Raw genomic sequence first — 12,217 nt, 5'->3', positions numbered from 1 at the left:
TGCTGGCGAGGTAGTAGTCGAACTTCCACACCGTATTGGCCGACAGGTTGGCGAGGTCGCCGTCGCTCAGATCGGTCTCGACGAAGAACAGGCCGGTGTCGCGCGCCGAAGGGTGACCCGTGGTGGCCGGATCGGCGAAGGCGCTGCGCAGGCGCACGAAGTTGGTGCCGGTCGTGCTGCCGTTCTTGACCAGGCCGAGGTAGGAGCTGCCCGCCTGCGGCTTGAGCAGCAGTTGCGTGTTTCTGGGCGTGGTCACGACGACATGGTCGAACAGCGGCTGGCCATTGGCGTCGGTGGCATTGCCGACATTGACGGTGTAGCCGATGCTGTCGTAGTCGAGGCCGGACTGGTTCAGCGTGATGAAGTGGCGCTGCTGGTGGTAGGCCGAGACGCCACCGTCGTAGACGTACTGGTTGCCGATCAGGCGCAGTTCGCTGCGGCTGCTGCCGGCAACGGCCACCTTGCGCACGACGAGTGCGCCGCTGTCGACGGCCTGCGTGGTCGGGCTGGTCACGGTGTAGCCGACGATGAGGTCACCGTTCTCCCGGCTGAACTCGTAGGTGCCGCGGCTGAAGGCCGCGCCGGTCGAGCCAGCGCGGAACAGACCGCTGAACGCCCCGGACACCGACACACGCTGGCCGCTGTGCAGGTAGCCACCGGGCTGACCGTCGACGAACAGGCTGGTGCAGGCCGCTGCAACGACATTCGCGGCCGTGGCGTTGGATGCCGTGCTGTTCACCCGTTCCGAAACGGGCAGCGCATAGCAGGCCGAGAGCCGGCTCATCAGGTCCGCGATCAGCGGCGAGGTGCCGGTGTCGACCAGTGCATCGCTGCGCACGCTCGGCAGTGTTCTGGAGGTGTCGGTCTTGTCGGCGCTGTTGAACTGGACCACCGCTGGTTCGGCGCTGTCGCTGCCCTTCTGCCGCACGGTGATCTGGATGTTGGTGCTGCTGGCGCTGTCCGGCGTGATGGTGATCTTCAGACTGTCGAGCAGCCGGTCGTGGCCGCTGCCGTCGGCGGAGAAATGCCCGCGCAGCAGGTCGTCGCCGGCCGTCCCAGTGGCGTCCAGCACCGGTTTGAGCATCGCGCGCACCTCGCTGACCTTGCCGTTGACGCTGGCCGTGTCCAGCGTCGCGGTGTGTTCGGCCAGTTCGCGGCCCAGTTGCGTCGGGTCGCCGGACGGGCTGAGGCGCGAGGCCACCAGCGTGGTGATCGGGGTCACGTTGACTGTGCCGCTGGCGGGCAGGTCCTGCACGCTGACCAGCGTGACGTCGTCGCGCTTGGCGACGAGCACGAACGGTGCCTTGGCATCCGCGCTCAGCGTCACGCTGTACTGGCCGTCGCTGCCGATGGCGTCGATGCGGCCGACCTCGGCGCCAGTGGCGTCGGTCACGGTGAGCGTGGCACCGGCCAGTGCGGCGCCGGTGGCGACCGTGCCCGACAAGGTCACGGCCGCGGCGACGGCCGGCGCGGGTGCCTGTGCGGGTGCCGGACTGGCGGTCAGGGTGGTGTCGCTGCTGCCGCTTCCACCTCCGCAGGCGGCGAGTGCGAGCACGGCGGCGCTGGTCAGGGTGAGGCGGTGCAGGCGCTGGGTCTTGGTCATGGGGGATCCGTCGGGTGGGAAGCGGTAGGGATCCAGTTCCCATCGACCATGGCGGCCAGAACTTGAACGGTGGCCTTGATTCACCCAGCCAGCCTTCGGAGAAACCCTCGGTCCATCCATCCCGCATCGATAGAATCCACCGGTTGTCTTTTGACGAGTGTCCCGATGCCGAGTCCCCACCGTTCTTCCAGCCCGCCGCCGTCCTTCCTGCGCCGCCTGTCGATGGCGTGCCGTGTGCTGTTCAGCGGCGAGCTGGCGCAGCGTTGCCTCGCGGCCGACGAACCACCCCGGACCGCCGAGGTCGAGTCGGTCCCGCCACCAGCACCGGCGCCGGCCCCCGCCCCCGCGGCCCCGCTGCCCCAGGTCATCCCCTTGAAGGAAGCCACGCCCGACGCCGCGCTGCAGCTGCTCGGTCTGTTCCAGCGCGAGGCCCGCCTGATCGACTTCGTGCAGGAAGACCTGACCGGCCACGCCGACGCCGATGTCGGCGCCGCGGCCCGGCTGGTCCACGAAGGCTGCCGCAAGGTGCTGCAGGGCCACTTCACGCTGGCACCGGTGCGTGCCGAGGAAGAGGGGCGCCGCATCACGCTGCCCGCCGGCTTCGACGCCAGCGCCGTGCGCCTGACCGGCAACGTCGTCGGCCAGGCCCCGTTCACCGGCACGCTCAGCCACCGCGGCTGGCGTGTCACCGACGTGCGGCTGCCGCAGCGCGCCGAGCACCACGACGCGTCCATCGTCGCGCAGGCGGAGGTGGAGCTGTGAGCGACCCCCGTTACAGCCTCGGCATCGACCTCGGCACCACCCACTGCGCGCTCGCCTGGGTCGATCTGCAGGCCAGCGACGGCGACCGGACCGCCCATGGCGTGCTGTCCGTGCCGCAGGTGACCGCGCCCGGCACGGTCGAGTCGCGCGAGCTGCTGCCATCGTTCCTCTACCTGCCGCATGCCGACGAACTGGCGGCGGGCGACCTGAGCCTGCCGTGGGGCCAGGAGCAGGGCGGTTCGGTCGGCACGCTGGCCCGCCAGCGCGGCACCACCACGCCGATCCGCCTCGTGTCGAGCGCCAAGAGCTGGCTGTGCCACCCGGGCGTCGACCGCCGCGGCCCGATCCTGCCCGCCGACGCACCGGCCGAGATCGCCCGCGTGTCACCGCTGGAGGCGTCCCGGCGCTACCTGGCGCACCTGCGCGACGCCTGGAACCACGCCCATCCCGAGGCGCCGTTCAACGAGCAGACCGTCACCGTCACGATCCCCGCCTCCTTCGACCCCGCGGCCCGCGAGCTGACCGCCGAGGCGGCGCGCGACGCGGGTTACGGCGCGGTCACCCTGCTGGAAGAGCCGCAGTCGGCGCTCTACAGCTGGATCCAGACCAGCCAGGGCGCGTGGCGCAAGGCGGTGAAGCCGGGCGATGTGATCCTGGTGGTGGACGTCGGCGGCGGCACGAGCGACTTCTCGCTGATGGCGGTGCTGGAGCGCGAGGGCAACCTCGAACTCACCCGCGTGGCCGTCGGCGACCACATCCTGCTCGGCGGCGACAACATGGACCTGGCGCTGGCGCACACGGTTGCGCGCAAGCTCGCCGCCGAAGGCAAGTCGCTGGACGCGTGGCAGATGCGCGCGCTGACCCACGCCTGCCGCGCGGCCAAGGAAGTGCTGCTGTCCGACCCGGACGCACCGGCACAGCCGCTGGTCGTGCCGAGCCGCGGCTCGAAGCTGATCGGTGGCTCGATCCGCACCGAGCTGACCCGCGCCGAGGTCAGCGCCATCATCCTCGAAGGCTTCTTCCCGCAGGTGCCGGCGTCGGCCCGCCCGGTGCAGAAGCCGCGCATCGGCCTGACGCAGCTCGGCCTGCCGTACGCGCAGGACGCCGCGATCAGCCGCCACCTCGCCGCCTTCCTCGCCCGGCAGGTCGGCGCGCTGGCCGATCTGGACGGCCTCGCCGCGCAGCAACCCGAGGACGCCACCTTCCTGCACCCGACGGCGGTGCTGTTCAACGGCGGTGTCTTCCGCGCCGGGCCGCTCGTGCAGCGCACGCTGGACACGCTCAATGCCTGGCTCGCCGAGGACGGCGCCCCGGCGGCGCGCCAGCTCGGCGGCGCCGACCTCGATCTGGCGGTGGCACGCGGTGCGGCGTACTACGGGCATGTCCGCCGCGGCCGCGGCGTGCGCATCCGGGGTGGCACAGCGCAGGCGTATTACGTCGCAGTCGAGTCGTCGATGCCCGCCGTGCCCGGGTTCGAGGCGCCGATGCAGGCGCTGTGCGTCGCGCCATTCGGCATGGAGGAGGGCAGCGAGGTCGCCATCGACACGCAGCCGTTCGGACTGGTGGTGGGCGCGCCGGTGCAGTTCCGCTTCCTCGGCTCGTCGGTGCGGCGCCAGGACGTGGCCGGCACGCTGCTCGATGTCTGGTCGCCGGACGAGCTGCACGACGTCGGCGACATCCAGGCCACGCTGCCTGCCCAGGGCCGCACGCCGGGTGAGGTCGTCGCCGTGACGCTGCACGCGGGCGTCACCGAGGCGGGCACGCTCGAACTCGCCGCGGTGCCCGTCGGCGGCACCGCGCGCTGGAAGGTCGAGTTCGACATGCGCGGCCAGTCCTCGGCCGCCTGATGGCCGTCCCTGGAGCCTTCCTCGTCGGCATCGATCTGGGCACCACCCACACCGTGGTGGCCAGTGCCCGCCCGGGCGGCACCGAGATCGCGCTGTTCGACATTCCCCAGTGGACCGGCCCCGGTGAGTGGTCCACCCGCCCGCTGCTGCCTTCCGTGCGCTACCACCCGGCGCCCGGGGAACTGCCGGACCACACCGGCGACTCCGGCGCGGCCCTCGTCGGGCACTTCGCCCGCCAGCTCGGCGCCCAGGTGCCCGGTCGCCTCGTCAGCAGCGCCAAGAGCTGGCTCTCCCACCCGAGCGCGGACCGCCTCGCGCCCATCCTGCCCTGGGGCGCGGACGACAGCGTCGGCAAGGTCTCGCCGGTCGAGGCCAGCGCGTCCTACCTTGCCCACGTCCGCACCGCCTGGAACCACGCCCACCCCGGCGCGCCGCTCTACGCGCAGACCGTCGTGCTCACCGTGCCCGCGTCGTTCGACGAGGCGGCGCGGGCGCTGACGCTGCAGGCCGCGCGGCTGGCGGGTCTGCCGACGCTGACGCTGGTGGAAGAACCGCAGGCCGCCTTCCAGGACTGGCTGTTCCGCCACCGCGAGACGCTGGCCGCGGCGCTGGACGGCGTGCGGCGGGTGCTGGTGTGCGACGTGGGTGGCGGGACGACCGACTTCTCGCTGATCGACGTGGGCGGGCCGGACCAGCCGGGTGGCCTGCCGAGCCTGCGCCGCAGCGCCGTCGGCCAGCACCTGATGCTCGGTGGCGACAACATGGACCTGGCGCTGGCGCACCTCGTCGAGCGGCGGCTGGCCGAGGCGGCGGGCGGCACGGCGCCGCCGCTGTCGAGCGCGCGGCTGTCGCAGCTCATCGCCCGCTGCTGCGTTGCCAAGGAGCAGTTGCTTGCGGCGGACGCACCAGAGCGGGTGACCGTGACGCTGCTCGGCGGCGGCGCGCGGCTGATCGGCAAGGCGCAGTCGGTGGACCTGTCGCGCGGCGAGGTGCGGGCGCTGCTGGTCGATGGTTTCTTCCCGCGGGTCGGGCGGCACGAGACGGCGCGGCGAGCGCGTGGAGGGCTGGTCGAGTTCGGCCTGCCGTACGCGAGCGACGCGGCCATCACGCGCCAGCTCGCCAGTTTCCTGCAGCAGCACCTGGCGCCGGACGCCGCGCTGCCGGACACGGTGCTGCTCAACGGCGGCGTCTTCCGCGCCGACGTACTGGCCGAGCGGCTGCTGCAGACGCTGGCCGACTGGCGTGGTGGCGAGGTGCCGCGCCTGCTGCACAACGACAACCCGGACGTGGCGGTGGCCCGCGGTGCGGTGGCGCACGCGCTGGCGCGGCAGGGGCGGGCGCCGCGCATCGGCGGCGGGGCGGCGCGCAGCGTGTTCCTGCTGCTGGACGAGGCGACCGCCGATGGGGCCGCCCCGGTTCGCGCCGTGTGCCTGCTGCCCCGCGGCAGCGAGCCGGGCCGCACGCTGGCGTTGGCCGAGCGCACCTTCACGCTGCGCCTGGGCCAGCCCGTGCGCTTCCAGCTGGCGACCTCGACGACCGAGACTGGCGCGCCGCCCGCGGCCGGCGAAGTGCGCATGCTCGACGCCGATGTGCTGCACGCCCTGCCGCTCATCGCCACGGTCATCCCTGCGACCGACGCCAACGCAGGCCGCAGCGACCTGCGGGTCCGGCTCGAAGCCACGCTCGCTGAAGTCGGCACGCTCGACGTGCGCTGCGCCAGCGTCGAGGATCCGGCGCAGCACTGGCAGCTCGAATTCCAGTTGCGCGCCACGGCGGCGAGTGCCGTGCAGTCCGACACCCAGCTCGCGCCGCGGCTGCCCGAGGCGATCGCGCTGATCGACCGTGTCTTCGGTGCCAAGACGCAGAAGCTCGCGCCCAAGGACATCAAGGGCCTGCGCGTGCAGCTCGACCACCTGCTCGGCCACCGCGACCGCTGGTCCCGCCCGCTGGCGCGCCGGCTGTTCGACGTGCTGTGGCAGCGCGCCCGCGGCCGCCGCCGGTCCGCCGACCACGAGCGGCTGTGGCTCAACCTGGCCGGCTGGTGCCTGCGCCCGGGCTTCGGTGATCCGCTGGACGCGTGGCGGGTGGAGCAGGTCTGGACGATCTTCGAGGCCGGCGCCGAACACCGCGCCGATCCGCAGGTCGCCGCGCAGTGGTGGACGCTGTGGCGGCGCGTGGCGGGCGGTCTGCCCGAGGCGGCGCAACTGCGGCTGCTCGACGATTTTGGCTACAACCTGCAGGCGGCTGAACACCCCGGCGCGCCGCTGCCGGCCAAGCCGCCGGGCCTCGTCAAGGGTGGGCACGACGACATGGTGCGCCTGGGCGCCGCGCTGGAGCGCATCCCGCCCGCGCACAAGGCGGAGGTCGGCGACTGGCTGCTGCAACCCTTCACCCCGGACGCCGCGGCCATCGCCCACGCCACACCCGAGCGCGACGAGCTGCGCCTGTGGGCCGTCGGCCGGCTCGGTGCGCGCCAGCCCTTCCACGGCAGCGCGCACGGCGTCGTGTCGGCGGAGGTCGCGGCGCGCTGGATCGACACGCTGCTCGCGCTCGACTGGAAACGCCGCCGCATGGCCGCCTTCGCCGCCGCCCAGCTCGCCCGCATGACCGGCGACCGCGTGCGCGACCTCGATCCCGACCGCCGCACGCAGGTGCTGGCGCGGCTGGCCGCCTGCGGCGCGGCGCCGAGCTGGTCGGCGATGGTGCGCGAGGCGGTGCAGCTCGATGCGGCGGACGAGCAGGCGCTGTTCGGGGAGTCGCTGCCGGTGGGGCTGGTGCTGGTCCAGTAGCCCGCACTCGCCTTGATTGGTGATGTTGCCGGCAGTATCATCCAGGCATGAATACAGCCGCGAAGCTTCTGCAGGCCATGCGTGTCAATCCACTCGATTGGACGCTGGCGCAGCTCCAGACGGTGGCGCGCCAGCACGGCATTGATTGGCGCCATGAAGGGTCGAGCCACTGTGTCTTCGTGCGGTCTGACGGTCGGACATTGCCCGTTCCGGCGCGGCGTCCGATCAAGCCGATCTACGTCAAGAAGTTCGTCGAACTCGTTGAAGGAGCATGACCATGGGCAAGCGCACCGACTATCCCTTTGAAGTCCGTCCGCTCACGGCGGAAGAAGGCGGCGGCTTCCTGATCACCTACCCCGATTTTTCGGATTGCATCGCCGATGGGGAGACCGTCGAGGAAGCGCTCGAAAACGGCAAGGACGCGCTGCAGGCCACGATCGCCGCACTCAAGGCGAAGGACTTGCCGGTGCCCGCGCCGAACGGCGGAGGGGTTGCGTCGGGCAAGTTCGTGGCCCGCGTGCCCAAGACCGTCCATGCCCGACTCACGTCGCGGGCCAGAGCGGAAGGCGTGTCGTTGAACACGCTGGTGTTGGCGTTCATCGCAGAAGGACTCGGGCGCAAGGAAGGGCGAGCTTGAGTCCGCTTGGCTGGGCAACATTGAAATCACCGGGGGTGTGCGGGTAACTGCTGGTACTTGGTGAATATTCACCTCGGCGGCGTGGAGAAATTCACGCCGCTTTTTCATTTCTGGCGGGATTGTGTGACGTAGTGGGCATTTGTGGGGGTGCGCGTCTAGACTGAGTGTTTGCAGGGTTTAGCAGTTTTTTTAGGAGCAAGTTATGCGGCAAGCAGAGCAAAAAATGCAATGGCGACAAGGGCTTAAAGCGCCTTGTGGGTTGATTTGGATATCGTCGACCGGGTTGGTAATAACATGACGCTATAAATCTAATTATTAGTTCAACGCGGAAGCTAACATGGGTGTTAGGCTTCACTAAAATGTACGCTGGGTGGTCTCAATGGCAATACAACTTCAGTCTGTCGAAATTACGAATTTCAAGTCAATTGTTTCTTGCGCTCTGCCTCTAAGCTCTTATACTCCCCTCATTGGCTATAATAACTCTGGAAAGAGTAATTCAATTGCTGCGATTCAATGGCTGCTTCGCCGTTCGCTTTTGTCAAAAGCTGACTTTCACGACCAGTCACTCCCTATTGAGGTATCTGCGACAATTACCGGCATCAACCCGGCACACATCGGGGCTATGCCTCCTGCGCAACAACGGCAGATAGCCCCGTACATTATTGACGAGTCGATGAAAGTCAAGCGGGTGCAGGCACCTTCTGCCACAAAGATAAGCGATATCGCCTTCTCCGTGTGGAATGCAACCGCTGCCACTTGGAACGCGAATCCGACCGGGATAGACAATGCACTTGGCGTTCTGCTACCAGAGCCAATTCGCATCGGCGCTATGGAGGACGCCGCCGAAGATGCTTCAAAAGCAAAGACGTCAACAACAATCGGAAAGCTTCTTGCTGAGTTCATTGCTCCGGTCAGGGCTGCACATCACGCCGAACTCTCAGGCTTCTTGCGAGATATAACTAGAAGGGTAAGCTCGGAAGGCGACATGCGCTTCGCTGAGCTAGTGTCGATAGAAGATCAGATCACATCCAAAATTAATGATCTATTCCCCGGTATTGGGGCGAAACTACATTTCCCTGTGCCTGAGCTTGAAGACCTTATCAAAGGAGGCACACTCCGGCTCCAAGAAGGAACCGCGGCTGCTAGAGATTTTTCCTCTTACGGCCATGGAACGCAGCGCTCAGTTCAAATGGCACTCATACGCCATCTTGCCGAGGTTCGGCGGGGCGCATCCCCGGCGCTTGGCACTACATTGCTATTGATCGATGAGCCTGAACTGTATTTGCATCCATTTGCCGTAGAACAGGTACGTGCTGCGCTGAAATCACTTGGAAATAGTGGATACCAAGTAATATTCTCCACGCATTCTGCGCAGTTGGTTCAAGCTTCCGATGCTCAATACGCTTTACTGATGCGAAAAGATACCGTGAGAGGCACTCACGCCAGAAAAAGACTCAGAGATGCGATTCAGACATTAGTTCCGCACTCGATGCATCAAATGGAGCAACTCTTCACTCTTGGGAATTCCAGCCACGTTCTCTTCGCCGACAGAGTGCTGCTCACTGAGGGGAAAACTGAACTTCGCCTGCTTCCTGCAATATTTCAGTCTCTCTGGTCTCGTAGCTTTGGGCAAGAGCGTTGTGCACTCGTGGCGCAGAGCAGCGTGAACGATACAAAAAAGTCCACCGAGATCCTTGCGGCAATGGATATTCCTTGCAAGGCCGTCGTTGACTTGGACTATGCCTTCAATAATGCAGTTCGTGATGGGTACCTGCTCGCCACGGATCCAGACATCGCCGTGCTTAAGTTGGAACTCGCTGCGCTTGCTGCTGCCGGGCGCATTTCAATAGGCTCAAACGGATTGCCTCAAAAGGGCGTCACCTCAGCTTCTGAGGCGTTTGTATTGCTAGCTCAGCAGGTATCAGCCCATTCTTCTATTGCGGCCTTAGGTAAAAAATTTCTCGCTCAGAATGTTTGGCTCTGGCCACTTGGAGACATTGAAGCCCACCTCGGGCTTACTGAGAAAACAGAGCGAGAATGGGCGCGCTTCAACGCTGATCTTGAGACACGTGGCCTACACGCGGCCTGTCCAAACGTAGAATCCATCGAGCAAATGCTCGCGTGGGCAATCCGTGAGGACTAACTAGTCGTTCAACAGGAGCGTTAATTATTCGAATTTCCGCCTTTTAATTTGTTAAGCAACTCGTTATGTAACTTATAGCTATGCGACTCGACGGAACAATCAAATCCTGGAACGATGAACGCGGATTCGGCTTCATCGAGCCCACCCAAGGCGGGCAGGAAATTTTCGTGCACATCAAGGCGTTCAGCGGACTGCGCGAGCGACCACAACCCGGTCAACGGGTCAGCTTTGAAGTCGAACAGGGTCAGCAAGGCAAGCCGCGAGCGATCAACGCCGGTTTGGTCGGCATCAAGCGAACGCCTCCGCCACCAGCTCGTCAGAACAGCGCTGCGCAACGGGGCAAAGCCACGCTGTTTGTCATCCCTGTCTTCGGCCTCATTTTGCTGCTTGGCTATGTCTTGGGGCACCCGCCGCGCTGGCTGCCGTGGGCCTATCTGGGCGTCAGTGCCATCACGTTTCTTGCCTACGCCTCGGACAAATCAGCCGCCCAAAAGGGGGCTTGGCGAACCCCCGAGCAAACGCTTCACATGTTGGCACTCTTCTGCGGCTGGCCTGGGGCGCTGCTCGCCCAGCAAATGCTTCGGCACAAGTCTGCAAAGCAAGCGTTCCGCTCAGTTTTTTGGGCCACTGTTGCGCTGAACGTCGTGGGCTTCATGGTTCTGGCTAGCCCATATGCGCAGCAAGTCGGCAGATATTAAGAAGCGCATACGTAGGCCCTGCGACCCCGATAAAATCTCCGACGCCACCCTGGCCCTGCTCGGCCCGCAGCACCTAAATTCTGACCACCAGCTTGCGCCCAGCCTGATGGTCAATAATCAGTGAATATTAACCTCCTTGCTGTGGCGTAATTCACGCCGGTTTTCCATTTGGCCTGGTTGCGCCCGGCACGGTTTGAGACTCCCCCTTGTTTTGTCTAGACTGATCGATGTGCCGGATTTTTCATGGATTCAGCAAACCGGCATCGATTCAATCCAGACCAATTTCAATAATCCTCAAGGCAGTAACACCATGATCACCAGACTCGCATTGTTTTCCGCAGCACTGCTCCTGACCGGCTGCGCCTCCGTGGTCAACGACAAAACCCACCCGATCAAGGTCGAAACCAAGACCGAAGCGGGCGACCTCGTGGCGGGCGCCGACTGCACGCTGACGAACGACAAGGCGGCCACCACGGTCAAGTCCGGTGACATCGCCAATGTCCGGCGCTCCAACGCGGACCTGGAAATCACCTGCAAGCACCCGACAAGATCCGACGCCATCGCCAAGGCGATTTCGCGCGTCAACGGCGGCATGTTCGGCAACATCATCCTTGGCGGTGGCATTGGCGCCGTCATCGACCACAACACCGGCCAAGCGTACACCTACCCCTCGTGGGTGCAACTGGTCTTCGGCCAGACGCTGGTGTTCGACCGCCAGAACGACAAGGAAAACCAGCCGGTGCCGCCGACGCCTGCAGCCTCCGGCGTGGAAGTGGGCAAGAAGCTCTGAGCTTCGTTTCCGGCAGTCGACCCGCCTCGCTGAGCACCACCATCGACTGCCCCGCCAGCTTGAGCGGCAAACCGGCGCATTTTCAGGCTGCGGGCCGTCGTTACAATGGCCCGCCCTCACGCCAGCCCCCTCCCGCCCCATGTCCGACCGCCTTGCCGTCCTGCCCCAGTACCTCCTCCCCAAGCAGGCCCTGACCACGTTCGCCGGCTGGGTGGCGGGCAAGGAGCGCGGCGCCATCACGACCGGCATCATTCGCCGCTTCGTGCGCCGCTACAGCGTGAACATGGCCGAGGCGCTGAACCCGGACATCGCCAGCTACAAGAGCTTCAACGACTTCTTCACCCGTGCGCTGAAACCCGGCGCCCGCCCGCTGGCCCGAGCCGAGCTGATCTGCCCGGTGGACGGCGCGATCAGCCAGTTCGGCCGCATCGAGCGCGACCAGATCTTCCAGGCCAAGGGCCACCGCTACTCGACCACCACGCTGGTCGGCGGTGACGCGCAGCTGGCCAGGCAGTTCGACGATGGCCTCTTCGCCACGCTCTACCTCAGCCCGCGCGACTACCACCGCATCCACATGCCGTGCGACGGCCGCCTGCTGCGGATGGTCCACGTGCCCGGCGAGCTGTTCTCGGTGAACCCGACGACGGCACGCGGCGTGCCGGGCCTGTTCGCGCGCAACGAGCGGGTGGTGTGCGTGTTCGAGGGGCTGCGGGGGCCGTTCGTGCTGGTGCTGGTCGGCGCCACCATCGTGGGCAGCATGGCGACGGTGTGGCACGGGCTGGTGAACCCGCCGCGGCCGGGGCACCTGCGCGACTGGACCTACGCCGACCAGGACATCCGGCTGCAGCAGGGCGAGGAAATGGGGCGTTTCCTGCTCGGCTCGACCGTGGTGATGCTGTTTCCCAAGGATGTGCAGGATGCCGGGCCGGCGCTGGCGTTCAACCCGGC

The 12,217-nt window shown here is 66.4% G+C and carries 10 protein-coding genes; 9 read left to right on the top strand and 1 reads right to left on the bottom strand.

Features of this window, described 5'->3' with window-relative positions; all coding sequences use genetic code 11:
* Positions 1–1,603 (bottom strand): Ig-like domain-containing protein (locus AB3X43_RS03490; protein WP_369428493.1); only part of this gene is annotated, 1,603 nt, incomplete at its 3' end.
* Between the two features lie 165 nt (positions 1,604–1,768).
* Here AB3X43_RS03490 and AB3X43_RS03485 point away from each other — a divergent pair.
* From AB3X43_RS03485 to asd, 9 genes are all read left to right on the top strand, one after another.
* Positions 1,769–2,365: a DUF2760 domain-containing protein gene (locus tag AB3X43_RS03485; RefSeq protein WP_369428492.1), complete on the top strand. Its 597-nt coding sequence runs from the start codon at positions 1,769–1,771 to the stop codon at positions 2,363–2,365.
* Complete coding sequence (locus AB3X43_RS03480) at positions 2,362–4,212, top strand: Hsp70 family protein (RefSeq protein WP_369428491.1); 1,851 nt, start codon at positions 2,362–2,364, stop codon at positions 4,210–4,212. The genes AB3X43_RS03485 and AB3X43_RS03480 overlap by 4 nt, the downstream gene beginning before the upstream one ends.
* Positions 4,212–7,001: an Hsp70 family protein gene (locus AB3X43_RS03475; protein ID WP_369428490.1), complete on the top strand. Its 2,790-nt coding sequence runs from the start codon at positions 4,212–4,214 to the stop codon at positions 6,999–7,001. Before AB3X43_RS03480 ends, AB3X43_RS03475 begins: the two co-directional genes overlap by 1 nt.
* A gap of 47 nt (positions 7,002–7,048) precedes the next feature.
* Positions 7,049–7,276: a hypothetical protein gene (locus tag AB3X43_RS03470; RefSeq protein ID WP_369428489.1), complete on the top strand. Its 228-nt coding sequence runs from the start codon at positions 7,049–7,051 to the stop codon at positions 7,274–7,276.
* A 2-nt stretch (positions 7,277–7,278) separates the two neighbouring features.
* The gene (locus tag AB3X43_RS03465) at positions 7,279–7,638 is read left to right on the top strand and encodes a type II toxin-antitoxin system HicB family antitoxin (protein ID WP_369428488.1); all 360 of its coding nucleotides are present in this window, start codon (positions 7,279–7,281) and stop codon (positions 7,636–7,638) included.
* 379 nt (positions 7,639–8,017) lie between these two features.
* The gene (locus AB3X43_RS03460; RefSeq protein WP_369428487.1) at positions 8,018–9,781 is read left to right on the top strand and encodes an ATP-dependent nuclease; all 1,764 of its coding nucleotides are present in this window, start codon (positions 8,018–8,020) and stop codon (positions 9,779–9,781) included.
* 80 nt (positions 9,782–9,861) lie between these two features.
* Positions 9,862–10,479, top strand: coding sequence for a DUF1294 domain-containing protein (locus AB3X43_RS03455; RefSeq protein ID WP_369428486.1), 618 nt, complete (start codon positions 9,862–9,864; stop codon positions 10,477–10,479).
* 211 nt (positions 10,480–10,690) lie between these two features.
* A complete protein-coding gene (locus AB3X43_RS03450) occupies positions 10,691–11,269 on the top strand; it encodes a hypothetical protein (protein WP_369428485.1) in 579 nt (192 codons plus the stop codon).
* A 139-nt stretch (positions 11,270–11,408) separates the two neighbouring features.
* Positions 11,409–12,217, top strand: an 809-nt coding sequence (gene asd, locus AB3X43_RS03445; RefSeq protein ID WP_369428484.1) for an archaetidylserine decarboxylase, incomplete at its 3' end; no start/stop codon positions are given.

Origin of the sequence: Sphaerotilus sp. (assembly GCF_041083715.1) — a bacterium.
Lineage (GTDB): Bacteria > Pseudomonadota > Gammaproteobacteria > Burkholderiales > Burkholderiaceae_C > Sphaerotilus.
Note: the sequence above shows the minus strand (reverse complement) of the source record. Positions and strands in the feature narration are given on the sequence as shown.